The following is a 16,393-nucleotide window of genomic DNA, read 5'->3' as shown; positions in this document are numbered from 1 at the left end:
GCTTGCCCGCGATGGCGGTCTATCAGCTAACGCGATTCAAATCGTTATTGCGCGTCTCTTTCAGGCACAACACAGCAATCAAGCTGATCACCGCTGCCGCCGACACATACCCGCCGACATAACTCAAACCGCCCATCGCTACCAGCTTGGTCGCGAAGAACGGCGCCGCCGACGCACCCACGATCCCACCCAGGTTATACGCCGCCGAAGCGCCGGTATAACGCACGCGGGTCGGAAACAGTTCCGGCAACATCGCGCCCATCGGGGCAAACGTCACGCCCATCAAAAACAGCTCCAGCGCCAGGAACAGGGCCACGGCCCAGGTTGAACCGTGGGTCAGCAACGGTTCCATGGTGAAGCCGGAAAGGATGGTCAGGATCGCCCCCACAATCAGCACCGGCTTACGCCCGTAACGGTCGCTTGCCCACGCCGCCAGCGGGGTCGCCGCGCCCATGAACAGCACCGCGAAGCACAGCAACCCGAGGAAGGTTTCACGGCTGTAGCCCAGGGTGGACACGCCATAGCTCAGGGAAAACGCCGTGGTGATATAGAACAGCGCATAACACACCACCATCGACGCGGCGCCCAGCAGCACCGGCAGCCAATGCTGGCTGAACAGCTCCACCAGCGGCACCTTCACCGGCGCTTCTTTGGCCACCGCATTCGCGAACACCGGGGTTTCATGCAGTTTGAGCCGCGCATACAGGCCGACCATCACCAGCGCCGCGCTGAGGATGAATGGAATGCGCCAACCCCAGCTGCGGAACTGCTCGTCATTCAGGTTCATGGCCAGGATCAGGAACAACCCGTTGGCCGCCAGAAAGCCAATCGATGGCCCCAGTTGCGGAAACATGCCGAACCAGGCGCGCTTGCCCTTCGGCGCGTTCTCGGTGGCCAGCAACGCCGCGCCGCCCCATTCGCCGCCAAGCCCGAGGCCCTGGCCGAAACGCAGCACGCAGAGCAGGATCGGCGCCCAGGCCCCGATGCTGTCATAGCCGGGGAGCAAGCCGATCAGCGTGGTGCACACGCCCATCAGCAGCAAGGAGGCGACCAGCGTCGATTTACGGCCGATCCGGTCACCAAAGTGCCCGAACAGCGCCGAACCCAACGGCCGGGCGATAAACGCAATGCCGAAGGTCAGGAACGAGGCAAGCATCTGCGCCGTGCCGGAGGTTTGCGGGAAGAACACCGGGCCGATCACCAGTGCTGCGGCGGTCGCGTAGATATAGAAGTCGTAGAACTCGATGGCGGTGCCGATGATGCTCGCGGTGGCGACCCGGGCCGTCGAGTTGGTCGGGGCGGCGGTCGCTGCCTCGTTATAGGTGGTGCTCATGAAGGTATCCCTGACGGTCATTGCGCGTTTGGACGCGGATTATTATTGGTCGAACACCCATGGATCAGGGTTGTGCGCGGGGCGGCTCGGGATGGGAGCAAACACCGTTCAGACACGATAAAGCGGTGCCTGGACACGCTCAGTGCGGGTAGCACGCGGTCGGGCGGGGCTTGGGTAAGCCGCCCCGATTATAGGAAGGGGTTTGTGGATCCAACAAGGGGCTTAAGCGGCGACCGGCACCGTGCTGGTGTGCCAGATCAGCACCTTGGCCACGCGGTTGTCCTCGGTCTCGAGGATTTCCAAGCGATAGCGGCCGATTTTCAGGCACACGGCGCAGTCCGGAATGGTTTCCAGCGCTTCGGTCACCAGGCCGTTGAGGGTCTTGGGGCCGTCGCTGGGCAGGTGCCAGCCGAGGGTTTTGTTCAAATCACGGATCGAGGCGGCGCCGTCGATCACGTAGCGGCCATCCAGTTGCGGCTGGATGTGGGGGTTGTCGAGGTGCTGCTCGCTTTCGAACTCACCGACGATTTCTTCAAGAATGTCTTCCAGGGTCACGATGCCCAGGACTTCGCCGTATTCGTCCACCACCATGCCCAGGCGACGCTGTTGCTTGTGGAAGTTCAGCAATTGCAGCTGCAGCGGCGTGCTTTCCGGGACGAAGTAGGGCTCGTGGCAGGCCGCCAGCAGCGCTTCCTTGGTCAGGCTGGCGTCCGGCAGCAGGTGGCGGATCTGCCGGGTATTGAGCACGGCTTCGACCTGGTTGATATCGCTGTGGAACACCGGCAACCGGGTGCGGGTAGAAACCCGCAGTTGCTCGATGATTTCCTCGATCGGGTCATCCAGGTTGATGCCGTCCACTTCACTGCGGGGCACCAGGATGTCATTCACGGTGATGTTGTCCAGGGCGTGGATGCCTGGCATGCCCGGCGCGCGGGTGTTGGGGATTTCGGCTTCCGGTTCGCCGTCCTGGTCCGGCTGTGGCTCGTCGCTCTTCTTGACCACGCCGGCCTTGCGGGCGAACGGGCGCAGCAGCACAAGGCTGACGCCGTTGAGCAGCCAGGCCAGCGGGTACAGAATTTTCAACGGCACGCTCAGCAGGGTGTTGCCAAAGCCAAGGATGGTTTGCGGGTGGCGAGTGGCCAGGGCGCGCGGCAGATAGTCGGCCAGCACCAGCAGGACGGCACTGGAGATCACCCAGCCGAGCCACGGGCCGTTTTCTGCCCAGGCGTAGATCGCCAGCAACGTGCAGAGAATCACCACCACGGCACGGCACAGGGTGTTGCAAAGGATCAGGCTGTTGCGCGGGAAATTCAGGCGGGCGGCGGCTTTGTCACCCTGGCGGGTGCCGGGGCGCAGGGCCAGCAAATGTTGCTGGGCGGCTTCGATGGCGGTAAACAGCGCCGACCATAAAACCAGCAAGGCTACTACCGCAAGCATCGGCCCCAAGGGCAAGTTGTCCATGTCGGCTGCCCGTCAGATATGCAGGATGTATTCGCGAACCAGCTTGCTGCCGAAATAGGCCAGCATCAGCAGGCAGAAACCGGCCAGGGTCCAGCGGATCGCCTTGTGCCCGCGCCAGCCGAGGCGGTTGCGGCCCCACAGCAGCACGCTGAACACTACCCAGGCCAGGCACGCCAGCAGGGTTTTGTGCACCAGGTGCTGGGCGAACAGGTTCTCGACGAATAGCCAGCCGGAGATCAGAGACAGCGACAGCAGCGTCCAGCCGGCCCAGAGGAAGCCGAACAGCAGGCTTTCCATGGTTTGCAGCGGCGGGAAGTTCTTGATCAGCCCGGACGGGTGCTTGTGCTTGAGCTGGTGGTCTTGCAACAGCAGCAGCAAGGCCTGGAACACCGCGATGGTGAACATGCCGTAGGCGAGGATCGACAGCAGGATGTGGGCGAGGATGCCCGGCTCTTCATCAATGACCTGCACGGTGCCGGTCGGGGTGAATTGCGCCAGCAGCACTGTCAGCACCCCAAGCGGGAACAACAGCACCAGCAGGTTCTCCACCGGGATCCGGTAGCAGGCCATCAGGGTCAGTGCGATCACGGCGGCGGCAATCAGGCTGGCGGCGCTGAAGAAATCCAGGCCCAGGCCCACCGGCGTCATCAAATGCGTGAACAGGCTGGCGGCGTGAGCCAGCAGGGCGAGAACGCCAAGGCCTACCAACAGGCGTTTGTCGGCCTTGGCGCCTTGGGCCAGACGAGTGCCCTGATAGAGGGTCGCAGCGGCATACAAGATGGCGGCGGCGAGGCTGGGTAGCAAACTGGGTGACAAAGGGAGCATAAATCCTGTTAAGCAGGCCCGAAAGGCGCTGAGTTTGGCATACACCCGCGTAACACGAAAGACTCTCAGGCCAGACAGCGGGTGTGCATGGCGACAGTCTTCGCTATAATCCGCGACCTGCCCACGCCGCAGGCTCGCCGAGCGCTGTTTTTAATAGCGATTTACCACAGCCTGGGCCGCCATTACCTCGGTCTAACATAGGGCCTGAAAGGATCGCGCATGTTTGAAAATCTGACTGACCGTCTCTCGCAGACGCTGCGCCATGTCACCGGCAAGGCCAAGCTGACCGAGGACAATATTAAAGACACCCTGCGTGAAGTGCGCATGGCGTTGCTGGAAGCCGACGTCGCCTTGCCGGTGGTGAAGGACTTCGTCAACTCGGTCAAAGAGCGCGCGGTGGGCACCGAAGTGTCCCGCAGCCTGACGCCGGGCCAGGCGTTTGTGAAGATCGTCCAGGCCGAACTCGAAAGCCTGATGGGCGCGGCCAACGAAGATTTGAACCTCAGCGCCGTACCGCCGGCCGTGGTGCTGATGGCCGGTCTGCAAGGTGCGGGTAAAACCACCACCGCCGGCAAACTGGCGCGCTTCCTTAAAGAGCGCAAGAAGAAGTCGGTGATGGTGGTGTCTGCGGACGTTTACCGTCCGGCCGCCATCAAGCAGCTGGAAATGCTCGCGGGTGAAGTGGGCGTGACCTTCTTCCCGTCCGACCTGAGCCAGAAGCCGGTCGACATTGCCCAGGCCGCTATTAAAGAAGCCAAGCTGAAATTCATCGACGTGGTCATCGTCGATACCGCCGGTCGCCTGCACATCGATGAAGAGATGATGGGCGAGATCAAGGCGCTGCATGCCGCGATCAACCCGGTAGAAACCCTGTTTGTGGTCGACGCCATGACCGGCCAGGATGCGGCCAACACCGCCAAGGCCTTTGGTGATGCGCTGCCGCTGACCGGTGTGATCCTGACCAAGGTCGACGGCGACGCCCGTGGCGGTGCCGCGCTGTCGGTGCGTGCGATTACCGGCAAGCCGATCAAGTTCATCGGTATGGGCGAGAAGAGCGAAGCGCTCGAGCCGTTCCACCCTGAGCGGATCGCCTCGCGTATTCTCGGCATGGGCGACGTGCTCAGCCTGATCGAGCAAGCGGAAGCGACCCTCGACAAGGACAAGGCCGACAAGCTGGCCAAAAAGCTGAAGAAGGGCAAGGGCTTCGACCTCGAAGACTTCCGCGACCAGCTGCAACAGATGAAGAACATGGGCGGCCTTGGCGGCCTGATGGACAAGCTGCCGAACATGGGCGGCGTGAACCTGGCGCAAATGGGCAATGCCCAGGGCGCGGCAGAGAAGCAATTCAAGCAGATGGAAGCCATCATCAATTCCATGACCCCGGCCGAGCGCCGCGACCCTGAGCTGATCAGCGGTTCGCGCAAGCGTCGGATCGCCATGGGTTCCGGCACCCAGGTGCAGGACATCGGTCGCTTGATCAAGCAGCACAAGCAGATGCAGAAGATGATGAAGAAATTCTCCGCAAAAGGCGGAATGGCCAAGATGATGCGCGGCATGGGCGGTATGTTGCCCGGCGGCGGCATGCCGAAAATGTAAAGAATTCGAGCGGGAGCTTTGCTCCTGCTCCGACCCGCAGGGATGCGGGATCTCCAGCAAACCCGCCATTGGCGGGAGCTGACTTGCCGTTTTAACCGACGGCTCTATAGCAGATCTGAATGGCACGCTGATAGGCGCCAGAAAAAGACATTTGCAAAAGTCCGGATATTCCTTAGAATATGCGGCCTTTCGGGCACCTATGCCCGCTGTGCATTTAGATTTGCAGCACCGACTACAGGAACGATGTTCACATGCTAACAATCCGTCTTGCCCTTGGCGGCTCCAAAAAGCGCCCGTTTTACCACTTGACCGTAACTGACAGCCGCAACCCACGTGACGGCTCTCACAAGGAACAAGTAGGCTTCTTCAACCCGATCGCTCGTGGTCAAGAAGTCCGTCTGTCCGTGAACCAAGAGCGCGTAGCCTACTGGCTGAGCGTTGGTGCACAACCTTCTGAGCGCGTTGCTCAGTTGTTGAAGGATGCATCTAAGGCTGCGGCCTGAGCAATATGAACGCGACGCCAGCGGTTGCTGATGATTTGATCGTTATCGGCAAGATTTACTCTGTTCATGGCGTTCGCGGCGAAGTGAAGGTGTATTCCTTTACTGATCCGACTGAAAACCTGTTGCAGTACAAGACCTGGACGCTCAAGCGCGAAGGTAGTGTGAAACAGGTAGAGCTGGTCAGTGGACGCGGGAGCGACAAGTTCCTGGTCGCAAAGCTCAAGGGTCTTGATGATCGTGAAGAAGCTCGTCTTCTGGCCGGTTATGAGATCTGCGTGCCGCGCAACCTGTTCCCTGAATTGACCGACGGCGAGTACTACTGGTACCAGCTGGAAGGTCTGAAGGTTATTGATCAACTCGGGCAATTGCTCGGGAAAATCGATCATCTTCTGGAAACCGGCGCCAATGATGTAATGGTGGTCAAGCCTTGCGCTGGCAGCCTGGATGATCGCGAACGCCTGTTGCCCTATACCGAGCAATGCGTGTTGGCCGTCGACCTGGCAGCGGGCGAGATGAAGGTGGAATGGGACGCGGACTTCTAACGTGGCTAACCTGCGCGTTGAAGTGATCAGTTTGTTTCCCGAGATGTTTTCCGCCATCAGCGAGTACGGCATCACCAGTCGGGCGGTGAAACAGGGGCTCTTGCAGCTCACCTGTTGGAACCCGCGAGACTACACGACGGATCGACATCACACTGTGGACGATCGCCCATTTGGCGGTGGCCCGGGCATGGTGATGAAGATCAAGCCCCTGGAAGACGCGTTGGTTCAGGCCAAGGCAGCCGCCGGGGAGAAGGCGAAGGTAATTTACCTGTCCCCTCAAGGCCGTCAGCTGAATCAGTCGGCGGTACGCGAGTTGGCGAATCTGGAAGCATTAATCCTGATTGCCGGTCGCTATGAAGGCATTGACGAGCGTTTTATTGATGCTCATGTCGATGAAGAGTGGTCGATTGGGGACTATGTCCTGTCTGGCGGCGAGCTGCCGGCGATGGTCCTGATAGATGCGGTTACACGACTGCTGCCTGGAGCTTTAGGGCATGCGGACTCCGCGGAGGAAGATTCCTTCACGGATGGTTTGCTGGATTGCCCGCACTACACCCGACCGGAGGTGTATGCGGATCAGCGTGTTCCCGACGTATTGCTAAGTGGCAATCACGCACACATCCGGCGTTGGCGTTTACAGCAGTCCCTCGGGCGGACCTATGAACGACGCGCCGATCTTCTGGAAAGCCGCTCGCTTTCTGGAGAAGAGAAGAAGCTGCTCGAGGAATACATCCTCGCGCGGGACGATAGTTAACAACGTATCGATGGTAGGTCCGACGACTTACCTTAGGAGCACAGCATGACTAACAAAATCATCCTTGCACTCGAAGCAGAGCAGATGACCAAAGAGATCCCTACCTTTGCCCCGGGCGACACCATTGTCGTTCAGGTGAAAGTGAAGGAAGGCGACCGTTCGCGTCTGCAAGCGTTCGAAGGCGTGGTAATTGCCAAGCGTAACCGTGGTGTGAACAGTGCTTTCACTGTTCGTAAAATCTCCAACGGTGTTGGCGTAGAGCGTACTTTCCAGACCTACAGCCCGCAAATCGACAGCATGGCCGTTAAACGTCGCGGTGACGTACGTAAAGCCAAGCTGTACTACCTGCGTGACCTGTCCGGTAAAGCAGCTCGCATCAAGGAAAAACTGGCTTAAGTCCAGCTTCCCGATGCAGAAAAAAGCAGCCTACGGGCTGCTTTTTTGTTGCCTGAAATTTGTCTATTTCCCTGGTACCTGTTCATGACCACCCGCCTCGAAGAAATCCAGCGCCGTGCCGACCTGTCCGAGAAAAGGCCATCCAGGGTTTGCCGACTGATCCTGAATCGAGTCGCTTTTGTGGCGAGGGAGCTTGCTCCCGTTGGGCTGCGCAGCAGTCCTGAAACCTGCAATAGAAGTCTTTCTGTTGGACTTCAATGGTCAATCAGGGCCGCTTCGCGCCCCAGCGGGAGCAAGCTCCCTCGCCACAGATTATTTGCCCGCCTTCATTGATGTGTAGATGCCTGTGCTGCGATAGGATCTACCCGACATCGCCACCTTCCCAGCTTGAGCCCCCATGCCCGCCATCGATCACCCCCAGATAGACCGCTTCCTCGATGCCCTCTGGCTGGAAAAAGGCCTGTCGGACAACACCCGCCAGGCCTACCGCAGCGACCTGGCGTTGTTCAATGGCTGGCTGCAGGAGAAAAACCTGGAGCTGCTCAACGCCGGTCGTGAGTTGATCCTCGATCATTTGTCCTGGCGCCTGGAGCAGAACTACAAACCTCGCTCCACTGCGAGGTTTCTTTCCGGTGTACGTGGCTTTTATCGCTACCTGCTGCGGGAAAAGCTGATCGCTATCGACCCAACCCTGCAAATCGACATGCCGCAGCTGGGCCGGCCATTGCCCAAATCCCTGTCGGAAGCCGACGTCGAAGCCCTGTTGGCAGCCCCCGACCTGAGCGAAGCCATCGGCCAGCGCGACCGCGCCATGCTGGAAGTGCTGTATGCCTGCGGCCTGCGTGTCACCGAGCTGATCAGCCTGACCCTGGAGCAGGTCAACCTGCGCCAGGGTGTGTTGCGGGTGATGGGCAAGGGCAGCAAGGAGCGCCTGGTGCCCATGGGGGAGGAGGCGATCGTGTGGATCGAGCGCTACATGCGTGACGCCCGCAGCGAGTTGCTCAACGGTCGCCCCAGCGATGTGCTGTTTCCCAGCCAGCGTGGCGAGCAGATGACCCGCCAGACCTTCTGGCATCGCATCAAGCACCAGGCCAAGGTTGCCGGCATCGGCAAGTCGCTGTCGCCCCACACCCTGCGCCATGCCTTCGCCACGCATTTGCTCAACCACGGTGCGGATTTGCGCGTGGTTCAAATGCTGTTGGGGCACAGCGACTTGTCCACCACCCAGATCTACACCCACGTCGCGCGCGCACGTTTGCAGGACATGCACGCCAAGCACCATCCCCGTGGATGAAAAACCCATCGGAAAAAGCCCAATTTCCCCGCGACTGGCTGCCCTGCGGCCCAACTGTGGTAGGCTTTGCCGGTTCGCAAAGGGGACGGCCCAAACCCGTGTTTGAAGATCGGTGTTCCTGCTCCCGTCCCTGCATCTGCCTTCAGGAGTTCCCATGCGCGTGACCCAGATTTTTGCCATCGCAGCCATTGCGTTGGTCTCAACCTTTGCCGTCGCCGACGACGCCGCCGAGAAGACTATCCGCAAGAGCCTGGAAGCCCTCCAGCTCGACACCCCGATAGAAAGCATCAATGCCAGCCCGATGGCCGGCCTGTATGAAGTCAAGCTCAAGGGCAGCCGCGTGCTGTACGCCAGCGCCGATGGCCAGTACATCGTCCAGGGCTACCTGTTCCAGTTGAAAGATGGCAAGCCGGTGAACCTCACCGAGAAAGCCGAGCGCCTGGGCGTGTCCAAGCTGATCAACGGCATCCCGGTGGCTGAAACCGTGGTGTACCCGGCCATCGGCGAAACCAAGACCCACATCACCGTCTTCACCGACACCACCTGCCCGTACTGCCACAAGCTGCATGCCGAAGTGCCTGAGCTGAACAAGCTCGGTGTTGAGGTGCGCTACGTAGCGTTCCCGCGCCAGGGCCTGGGTTCGCCGGGTGACGAGCAGTTGCAAGCCGTCTGGTGTTCGGCCGACAAGAAAGCCGCCATGGACAAGATGGTCGATGGCAAGGAAATCAAGGCGGCCAAGTGCGCCAACCCGGTTTCCAAGCAGTTCGCCCTCGGCCAGTCGATTGGCGTGAACGGTACGCCGGCCATCGTTTTGGCTGATGGTCAGGTGATTCCGGGCTACCAGCCTGCGCCGCAAGTTGCCAAACTGGCACTGAACGCAAAGTAAGCACTATCGTCGAGCCTTGACGATCATGACTGGCCGACCATTCGGCGGGTCATTAATAGAGAGCCGCAGTTGTGCGGCTGTTTTCACGGCCGACCTTGAGTCGGCCGTTTCATGGGGAGTTCTTCAGTGAAACCGGTCAAAGTAGGCATCTGTGGGTTAGGGACCGTCGGTGGCGGCACCTTCAACGTACTTCAGCGTAACGCTGAAGAAATTTCCCGCCGTGCAGGGCGTGGGATTGAAGTGGCACAAATTGCCACGCGTACGCCAAAGCCTCAGTTCCAAACGACCGGTATTGCGATTACCAACGATGTCTTCGAAGTCGCCACCAACCCTGAAATCGATATCGTCATCGAACTGGTTGGCGGCTACACCGTGGCCCGCGAGCTGGTGCTCAAGGCCATCGAAAACGGCAAGCACGTGGTCACCGCCAACAAGGCGCTGATCGCCGTGCACGGTAACGAAATCTTCGCCAAGGCCCGCGAGAAGGGTGTGATTGTGGCGTTCGAAGCGGCCGTGGCCGGTGGCATCCCGGTGATCAAGGCGATCCGTGAAGGCCTGTCCGCCAACCGTATCAACTGGGTGGCCGGCATCATCAACGGCACCGGTAACTTCATCCTCACCGAAATGCGCGAGAAGGGTCGTACCTTCGAAGACGTGCTGGCCGAAGCCCAGGCACTGGGTTACGCCGAAGCCGATCCGACCTTCGACGTGGAAGGCATCGACGCGGCCCACAAGCTGACCATCCTGGCGTCCATCGCCTTTGGCATCCCGCTGCAGTTCGACAAGGCCTACACCGAAGGCATCACCAAACTGACCACCGCCGACGTGAACTACGCTGAAGCCCTGGGCTACCGCATCAAGCACCTCGGTGTGGCGCGCAGCACCCCGGCCGGCATCGAGTTGCGTGTGCACCCGACACTGATCCCGGCTGACCGCCTGATCGCCAACGTCAATGGCGTGATGAACGCCGTGATGGTCAACGGTGACGCTGCCGGTTCGACCCTGTTCTACGGCGCCGGCGCCGGCATGGAGCCTACGGCTTCGTCGGTGATCGCCGACCTGGTGGACGTGGTTCGCGCCATGACCAGCGACCCGGAAAACCGCGTACCGCACCTGGCCTTCCAGCCGGACTCGCTGTCGGCCCACCCGATCCTGCCGATCGAAGCCTGCGAAAGCGCCTACTACCTGCGCATCCAGGCCAAGGATCATCCGGGCGTGTTGGCCCAGGTGGCCAGCATCCTGTCGGAGCGCGGCATCAACATTGAATCGATCATGCAGAAGGAAGTCGAAGAACAAGACGGCCTGGTGCCCATGATCCTGCTGACCCACCGCGTGCTGGAACAGCACATCAACGATGCCATTGCCGCGCTTGAAGCGTTGCAGGGCGTGGTTGGACCGGTGGTGCGGATTCGCGTCGAACACCTGAACTAATCGTTTTGCGGCAAGGGCCCCACACGTTCGGCGGCCCTTGTTCAAGCATGCTCTAGAGGAGCCAGTCATGCGTTATATCAGCACCCGCGGCCAGGCACCGGCCCTGAATTTCGAAGACGTTTTGCTGGCCGGTCTGGCCACTGACGGCGGCCTGTATGTGCCGGAAAACCTGCCACGCTTCACCCAGGAAGAAATCGCCTCCTGGGCCGGCCTGCCGTATCACGAGCTGGCATTCCGGGTCATGCGCCCGTTCGTTGCCGGCAGCATTCCGGATGCCGACTTCAAGAAGATCCTGGAAGAAACCTACGGCGTGTTTTCCCACAGCGCCATCGCGCCGTTGCGCCAGCTGAACGGTAACGAATGGGTGCTGGAACTGTTCCACGGCCCGACCCTGGCGTTCAAGGATTTTGCCCTGCAACTGCTGGGTCGCCTGCTCGATTACGTGCTGGAAAAGCGCGGCGAGCGCGTGGTGATCATCGGCGCCACCTCCGGTGATACCGGCTCGGCGGCGATCGAAGGTTGCAAGCACTGCGAAAACGTCGACATCTTCATCCTGCACCCGCACAACCGTGTGTCGGAAGTGCAGCGCCGGCAGATGACCACCATCTTCGGCGAGAACATCCACAACATCGCCATCGAAGGCAACTTCGATGACTGCCAGGAAATGGTCAAGGCGAGCTTCGCCGACCAGAGCTTCCTCAAGGGCACGCGCCTGGTAGCGGTGAACTCGATCAACTGGGCGCGGATCATGGCCCAGATCGTCTACTACTTCCACGCCGCCCTGCAGCTGGGCGGCCCGGCGCGTTCGGTGTCGTTCTCGGTGCCAACCGGCAACTTCGGCGACATCTTCGCCGGTTACCTGGCGCGCAACATGGGCCTGCCGATCAACCAGTTGATCGTCGCCACCAACCGCAACGACATCCTGCACCGCTTCATGAGCGGCAACCAGTACGTCAAGGAAACCCTGCACGCCACGCTGTCGCCGTCGATGGACATCATGGTCTCGTCGAACTTCGAACGCCTGCTGTTCGACATGCACGGTCGCAACGGCGCTGCCCTGGCCGGCCTGATGGACAGCTTCAAGCAAGGTGGCGGTTTCAGCGTCGAGCAAGAGCGCTGGACCGAAACCCGCAAGCTGTTTGATTCCCTGGCCGTGGACGACGCAGAAACCTGCGAGACCATCGCCGAAGTCTACGCCCAGACCGGCGAGCTGCTGGACCCGCACACCGCCATTGGCGTCAAGGCCGCGCGCGAATGCCGTCGCAGCCTGGACATCCCGATGGTGATTCTCGGCACTGCGCACCCGGTCAAATTCCCGGAAGCGGTGGAGAAGGCCGGTGTTGGCAAGGCGCTGGAATTGCCACCGCACCTCACCGACCTGTTTGAGCGTGAAGAGCGTTGCACGGTGTTGGCCAATGACCTGAAAGCTGTGCAGGCGTTTGTCAGCCAGCACGGGAATCGTGGCAAGCCGTTGTAAAGAACGCGCTGCGCTTCGGCGCACACAAAAACGCCGCTTTCCTATCCTTGGGTCAGCGGCGTTTTTCGTTTCTTGAAGGCCTGGCGGTTATAGGAACAGTTTGATTGCCATTGCTGTGATCGAGGAAATTGTCGCAACAACAGCCATTGCGACGCCCATGGGGTACCAGAAGTTTTCACGGGTTATCTTATGGGTTTCCGCGTTCAGCTTGCGTTGTTCGGCGTAGATCCGTGATATTTCAGCATAGATGCGTGATACATCAGCGTGCATTTTCTCTATCGTTGCCTGTTGTTCGTTCTGTTCCAACATCGTCTTTATCCTTCGCAATAAGGGCCCTTCGACATGCACTTTTGCCTGCAGGGCAAAGTGGTCAGCGCTCATCGAGTATAGGATTCACCTCTCGCAGCAGCGCCAAAACAGCGACCCATTGAGTAAGCAGTTATGTGCCGCCGTTTTCTGGTTGTCATGTTGCAAGCGCATGCTGGTCACGTCATCCCCGGCAACCCTTGAAAGACGAAAAAGCGAACTTTCCTACGACGCAAATAGTCACTTAGGATAGATGCAGCTCCCGTTTACACGATTGTTCCCGAACTATTGAGTGGTGATCGAGATGGAAAGTATCAGCCTATTGCTCGGTGAAGCACTGAGCCCTTACCAGGTCACGCTGACCACCTCGGGTGTGCAGGGCGAATGCCTGGTAACCGTAAAGAATCCTGCGGGTGCCATCGTGGTCGAGCGTGAAGTCGACCAGGCGCAATTGACCGACAAGCGTGCGTTGGTGGATGTGGTGGACTGTCTGCACCGCGACCTGATGATTGCCGAAGGACGCCTGGAGCCCTCGGTCATGGCGGCTCTGCGCAACGCGGCCCTGACTCGGCCGATTGCCTGCGCATGAAGATTTATTTTTGTTGGGAACCTTCCTACGGCAAGGCGAGTCAGATTTTGTAACAGCGAGATCAAGCATTGTGCTCCGGTGCTTGTGGCTCGTTGTTACTGGTCTTTTTAGGCCCTTATTAACCCCGAGTTGTCTCCCCACTGCTCGGGGTTTCTTTTTGCCCGCGATTTGTCAGGGGAGAGGGGCATCCTGGAAAAACGTCGGGTTGTCTTTCAGGTACTGCTCACGCGTGACCGGGTCGAGCCAGGAGGCGTAGGACTGTCGCAGTTGCTCCTGTGGTATCTCGTGCAGCACATGATTGATCCGCTCGATGGCCTTGCGGCCTGCTGCGTTGTCGGTGCACGCAATGCGGGTCAGTTGATAGGGCGCGGTCCCTTTGATGGGGTAGAAGATCAGGTCCTGGGGATCAATGCCCTGTTGCAGCGCCTGATAGCGAACTTCTGTCCCGTAACCCAGTACCGCTTCCAGTCGTCCCTTGCGTTGCATTTGCAGCAGGCTGCCGAGGGCGTCATTGCCGTAGTGCGGTGCCAGCTTGTGAGTGCTGGCGTGCTTCAGCGCTTCATCGATGATGGGGCCATAGCTGCGTTCGGCGATGATGCCAAGGCGGGCATCCCGGGCATTCAAAAACGCCTCCAGGTCAAACAGGCCATCCACTACAAACGGCGCCAGCAGAGCCCGCTGACTCTGGCGGATCGTTACCCCATTGCTCGCTGACGCAAAGGCCTGGGTGGAAAAAACGATGGTTTTCGCGCGCTCTGCCGTCCACAGCAGGGACGGGTCGCACGTCAGCGTGCCGGGGTCGCGGAGCATTTGCATGCCCCGCGCACGGTTCACGTGGAGAATCTGGTGCTTATATTCCGGCATATGGTTGGCGAGTATCGGCAGCAGTTGGTCGAGCACGCCCTGGCCTTTTTGCGGGCCTTCGAAAATCGTCACCGGCGGCAGGTCACGCAACAGCCAAATCAGGGTTTCCTGGGCGTGGCTCGACAGCGGCCACCCCCCGAGCAGTGAGCCCAGGAGGCAGAGTCGAATGATGAAGCGCCGGGCCATCAGATTGCGCCATCCTCGCGCAGGCGCGTAATGGCCGCAGCGTCGTAGCCCAATTCATTGAGCACCACGGCGTTGTGCTCGCCCAACTGCGGCCCGACCCATTCACAGCTGCCCGGGGTGTCTGAAAGTTTGGGCACGATGCCCGGCATCTTGAAGTCCTTGCCGCCGGGGAGCTGCGCCTTGAGGAACATCTCGCGGGCGAGAAACTGCGGGTCGCCCAGCATGTCTTCAGCACTGTAGATGCGGCTGGCGGGTACTTCGGCCTTGTTCAGTTGCTCGACCACTTGCTCCAGCGGCAGCGAATTGACCCAGCGATCAATCACCCCGTACAACTCATCGCGACGGCTGTCGCGGCCATCGTTGCTGGCCAGGGCCGGGTCATTGGCCAGGTCCTCCCGGCCAATGGCCGACATGAACCGCTTGAAGATCGCGTCACCATTGGCGCCGATCTGCACATGCTTGCCGTCCTGGCTGGTGTGGATCGAGGAGGGCGTAATGCCCGGCATGATGTTGCCGGTGCGCTCGCGGATAAAGCCGAAGACGTCGAACTCCGGGATCATGCTCTCCATCATCGCGAAGATCGCTTCATAAAGCGCCACATCCACCACCTGCCCCAGGCCACCGTTGACCTCGCGATGCCGCAGGGCCATCAGCGCCCCAATCACCGCCCACAACGCCGCGATTGAATCGCCGATGGAGATCCCGGTGCGCACTGGCGGGCGATCCTCGAAACCAGTGATATAGCGCAGGCCGCCCATTGACTCACCCACCGCGCCAAACCCGGGTTGATCCTTCATCGGCCCGGTCTGGCCGAAGCCCGAGAGGCGCACCATCACCAGTTTCGGGTTCAGGGCGTGCAAGGTTTCCCAGCTCAGGCCGAGCTTTTCCAGCACGCCAGGGCGAAAATTCTCGATCAGGATGTCGGCATCCGCCAGCAACTGCTTGAGGATCGCCAGGCCGTCCGGGTGTTTCAGGTTCAGGGTCAGGGATTTCTTGTTGCGCGCCTGCACAAACCACCACAACGAAGTGCCTTCATACAGCTTGCGCCACTTGCGCAACGGGTCGCCGCCATCGGGGGATTCGACCTTGATCACCTCGGCGCCGAACTCGGCGCAGATGCGGGACGCGAACGGGCCGGCAATCAGGGTGCCGAGTTCGATGACTTTCAGGCCGGCAAGCGGTTTGGCGGTAAACGACATGAGGATCCTTCAAGCGCGGTACGGGGATGTGATGCCTTTTAACATAGGCGAGTGGCGCAGTGATAAGGATGATGCAGCGCAGGATTCGTTGAATCACCTCGCCATCGGTTAGACTTGCCGCCTTTCCCTGTCTCTAGAAGTCCGTTCATGGCCCAGCCGTCCACGACCTACAAGTTTGAACTCAACCTCACCGACCTCGATCGTTCGGTGTACGAGAGCGTCAAGCAGACCATTGCCCGCCATCCTTCGGAAACCGAAGAGCGCATGACCGTGCGTTTGCTGGCCTACGCCCTTTTCTACAACGAGCAGTTGTCTTTTGGTCGTGGCCTGTCAGATGTAGACGAGCCGGCATTGTGGGAAAAAAGCCTGGATGATCGCGTCCTGCACTGGATCGAAGTCGGCCAGCCGGATGCCGACCGCCTGACCTGGTGTTCGCGCCGTACCGAACGCACCACGTTGCTGGCCTATGGCAGCTTGCGCGTCTGGGAAGGCAAAGTGGTGCCGGTGGCGAAAAACCTGAAAAACGTGAGCATCGCCGCTGTCCCCCAGGAAATCCTGGAAGTCCTGGCCAAGGACATGCCGCGGGTGATCAAGTGGGATGTGATGATCAGTGAAGGCACTATCTTCGTGACCGACGACCGTGGCCAGCACGAAGTCCAGCTGGAATGGCTGGTCGGCGAGCGCGGTTGAAACGTCGATAACTGATTGGACGCTGGTCGAGTGTGGGAGCTGTCGAGCTTTAGCGAGGCTG

General features: G+C 60.1%; 17 protein-coding genes. 11 read left to right on the top strand and 6 right to left on the bottom strand.

The genetic code is table 11. From position 1 onward, the window contains the following. Window positions 1–22 precede the first annotated feature (22 nt). The 3 genes from M2400_RS29500 to M2400_RS29490 form a co-directional block, all read right to left on the bottom strand. Window positions 23–1,333 carry an MFS transporter gene (locus M2400_RS29500; protein ID WP_177046983.1) on the bottom strand — a complete coding sequence of 437 codons (1,311 nt, stop codon included), beginning with the start codon at window positions 1,331–1,333 and terminating at the stop codon, window positions 23–25. 222 nt (window positions 1,334–1,555) lie between these two features. Continuing rightward, a complete protein-coding gene (locus M2400_RS29495) occupies window positions 1,556–2,794 on the bottom strand; it encodes a transporter associated domain-containing protein (protein ID WP_259196358.1) in 1,239 nt (412 codons plus the stop codon). A gap of 12 nt (window positions 2,795–2,806) precedes the next feature. Next, window positions 2,807–3,619 carry an inner membrane protein YpjD gene (locus tag M2400_RS29490; RefSeq protein WP_026078135.1) on the bottom strand — a complete coding sequence of 271 codons (813 nt, stop codon included), beginning with the start codon at window positions 3,617–3,619 and terminating at the stop codon, window positions 2,807–2,809. A 219-nt stretch (window positions 3,620–3,838) separates the two neighbouring features. Between M2400_RS29490 and ffh the strand changes: the two genes are divergently transcribed. From ffh to thrC, 9 genes are all read left to right on the top strand, one after another. Beyond that, entirely contained in the window at window positions 3,839–5,215 is a 1,377-nt protein-coding gene (gene ffh / locus M2400_RS29485; RefSeq protein WP_177046972.1) for a signal recognition particle protein, read from the top strand. Between the two features lie 251 nt (window positions 5,216–5,466). Further along, window positions 5,467–5,718, top strand: a complete 252-nt coding sequence (gene rpsP, locus M2400_RS29480; protein ID WP_003209587.1) for a 30S ribosomal protein S16 — start codon at window positions 5,467–5,469, stop codon at window positions 5,716–5,718. Window positions 5,719–5,723: 5 nt separating this feature from the next. Beyond that, window positions 5,724–6,260, top strand: coding sequence for a ribosome maturation factor RimM (gene rimM / locus M2400_RS29475; RefSeq protein ID WP_003175898.1), 537 nt, complete (start codon window positions 5,724–5,726; stop codon window positions 6,258–6,260). 43 nt (window positions 6,261–6,303) lie between these two features. Then, the gene (gene trmD, locus M2400_RS29470; protein WP_237151084.1) at window positions 6,304–7,014 is read left to right on the top strand and encodes a tRNA (guanosine(37)-N1)-methyltransferase TrmD; all 711 of its coding nucleotides are present in this window, start codon (window positions 6,304–6,306) and stop codon (window positions 7,012–7,014) included. A gap of 45 nt (window positions 7,015–7,059) precedes the next feature. Further along, window positions 7,060–7,410, top strand: coding sequence for a 50S ribosomal protein L19 (gene rplS, locus M2400_RS29465; protein ID WP_003175895.1), 351 nt, complete (start codon window positions 7,060–7,062; stop codon window positions 7,408–7,410). Between the two features lie 397 nt (window positions 7,411–7,807). Next, window positions 7,808–8,704, top strand: coding sequence for a site-specific tyrosine recombinase XerD (xerD, locus tag M2400_RS29460; protein WP_010176826.1), 897 nt, complete (start codon window positions 7,808–7,810; stop codon window positions 8,702–8,704). A 154-nt stretch (window positions 8,705–8,858) separates the two neighbouring features. Then, window positions 8,859–9,590, top strand: coding sequence for a bifunctional protein-disulfide isomerase/oxidoreductase DsbC (gene dsbC / locus M2400_RS29455; RefSeq protein WP_259196359.1), 732 nt, complete (start codon window positions 8,859–8,861; stop codon window positions 9,588–9,590). Between the two features lie 126 nt (window positions 9,591–9,716). Then, the gene (locus tag M2400_RS29450; RefSeq protein ID WP_003209580.1) at window positions 9,717–11,021 is read left to right on the top strand and encodes a homoserine dehydrogenase; all 1,305 of its coding nucleotides are present in this window, start codon (window positions 9,717–9,719) and stop codon (window positions 11,019–11,021) included. Between the two features lie 67 nt (window positions 11,022–11,088). After that, complete coding sequence (thrC, locus tag M2400_RS29445) at window positions 11,089–12,498, top strand: threonine synthase (RefSeq protein WP_177114770.1); 1,410 nt, start codon at window positions 11,089–11,091, stop codon at window positions 12,496–12,498. A gap of 87 nt (window positions 12,499–12,585) precedes the next feature. On the opposite strand, the gene M2400_RS29440 is transcribed toward thrC, so the two are convergent. Then, window positions 12,586–12,807, bottom strand: a complete 222-nt coding sequence (locus M2400_RS29440) for a hypothetical protein (protein WP_177046954.1) — start codon at window positions 12,805–12,807, stop codon at window positions 12,586–12,588. Between the two features lie 301 nt (window positions 12,808–13,108). Here M2400_RS29440 and M2400_RS29435 point away from each other — a divergent pair, with 301 nt between their 5' ends. After that, window positions 13,109–13,393, top strand: coding sequence for a DUF3509 domain-containing protein (locus M2400_RS29435; RefSeq protein WP_003209570.1), 285 nt, complete (start codon window positions 13,109–13,111; stop codon window positions 13,391–13,393). 171 nt (window positions 13,394–13,564) lie between these two features. Here M2400_RS29435 and M2400_RS29430 read toward each other — a convergent pair whose 3' ends face one another. Continuing rightward, entirely contained in the window at window positions 13,565–14,443 is an 879-nt protein-coding gene (locus M2400_RS29430) for a TIGR02285 family protein (protein WP_259196361.1), read from the bottom strand. Continuing rightward, window positions 14,443–15,642, bottom strand: a complete 1,200-nt coding sequence (locus M2400_RS29425; RefSeq protein WP_177129085.1) for a CaiB/BaiF CoA-transferase family protein — start codon at window positions 15,640–15,642, stop codon at window positions 14,443–14,445. Before M2400_RS29425 ends, M2400_RS29430 begins: the two co-directional genes overlap by 1 nt. Before the next feature lie 147 nt (window positions 15,643–15,789). Between M2400_RS29425 and M2400_RS29420 the strand changes: the two genes are divergently transcribed. Next, window positions 15,790–16,332 carry a YaeQ family protein gene (locus tag M2400_RS29420; protein WP_177129083.1) on the top strand — a complete coding sequence of 181 codons (543 nt, stop codon included), beginning with the start codon at window positions 15,790–15,792 and terminating at the stop codon, window positions 16,330–16,332. Window positions 16,333–16,393 lie beyond the last annotated feature (61 nt).

Origin of the sequence: Pseudomonas sp. BIGb0558 (assembly GCF_024807515.1) — a bacterium.
Lineage (GTDB): Bacteria > Pseudomonadota > Gammaproteobacteria > Pseudomonadales > Pseudomonadaceae > Aquipseudomonas > Aquipseudomonas yamanorum_A.
The sequence above is the reverse complement of the archived record's forward strand: the minus strand, read 5'-3'. Positions and strand labels throughout refer to the sequence as shown.

What these genes read in the sequence shown, in the direction of transcription:
- M2400_RS29500 (WP_177046983.1), bottom strand. Translation starts at nt 1,333, where the DNA reads ATGAGCACCACCTATAACGAGGCAGCGACCGCCGCCCCGACCAACTCG.
- M2400_RS29495 (WP_259196358.1), bottom strand. Translation starts at nt 2,794, where the DNA reads ATGGACAACTTGCCCTTGGGGCCGATGCTTGCGGTAGTAGCCTTGCTG.
- M2400_RS29490 (WP_026078135.1), bottom strand. Translation starts at nt 3,619, where the DNA reads ATGCTCCCTTTGTCACCCAGTTTGCTACCCAGCCTCGCCGCCGCCATC.
- ffh (WP_177046972.1), top strand. Translation starts at nt 3,839, where the DNA reads ATGTTTGAAAATCTGACTGACCGTCTCTCGCAGACGCTGCGCCATGTC.
- rpsP (WP_003209587.1), top strand. Translation starts at nt 5,467, where the DNA reads ATGCTAACAATCCGTCTTGCCCTTGGCGGCTCCAAAAAGCGCCCGTTT.
- rimM (WP_003175898.1), top strand. Translation starts at nt 5,724, where the DNA reads ATGAACGCGACGCCAGCGGTTGCTGATGATTTGATCGTTATCGGCAAG.
- trmD (WP_237151084.1), top strand. Translation starts at nt 6,304, where the DNA reads ATGTTTTCCGCCATCAGCGAGTACGGCATCACCAGTCGGGCGGTGAAA.
- rplS (WP_003175895.1), top strand. Translation starts at nt 7,060, where the DNA reads ATGACTAACAAAATCATCCTTGCACTCGAAGCAGAGCAGATGACCAAA.
- xerD (WP_010176826.1), top strand. Translation starts at nt 7,808, where the DNA reads ATGCCCGCCATCGATCACCCCCAGATAGACCGCTTCCTCGATGCCCTC.
- dsbC (WP_259196359.1), top strand. Translation starts at nt 8,859, where the DNA reads ATGCGCGTGACCCAGATTTTTGCCATCGCAGCCATTGCGTTGGTCTCA.
- thrC (WP_177114770.1), top strand. Translation starts at nt 11,089, where the DNA reads ATGCGTTATATCAGCACCCGCGGCCAGGCACCGGCCCTGAATTTCGAA.
- M2400_RS29440 (WP_177046954.1), bottom strand. Translation starts at nt 12,807, where the DNA reads ATGTTGGAACAGAACGAACAACAGGCAACGATAGAGAAAATGCACGCT.
- M2400_RS29435 (WP_003209570.1), top strand. Translation starts at nt 13,109, where the DNA reads ATGGAAAGTATCAGCCTATTGCTCGGTGAAGCACTGAGCCCTTACCAG.
- M2400_RS29430 (WP_259196361.1), bottom strand. Translation starts at nt 14,443, where the DNA reads ATGGCCCGGCGCTTCATCATTCGACTCTGCCTCCTGGGCTCACTGCTC.
- M2400_RS29425 (WP_177129085.1), bottom strand. Translation starts at nt 15,642, where the DNA reads ATGTCGTTTACCGCCAAACCGCTTGCCGGCCTGAAAGTCATCGAACTC.
- M2400_RS29420 (WP_177129083.1), top strand. Translation starts at nt 15,790, where the DNA reads ATGGCCCAGCCGTCCACGACCTACAAGTTTGAACTCAACCTCACCGAC.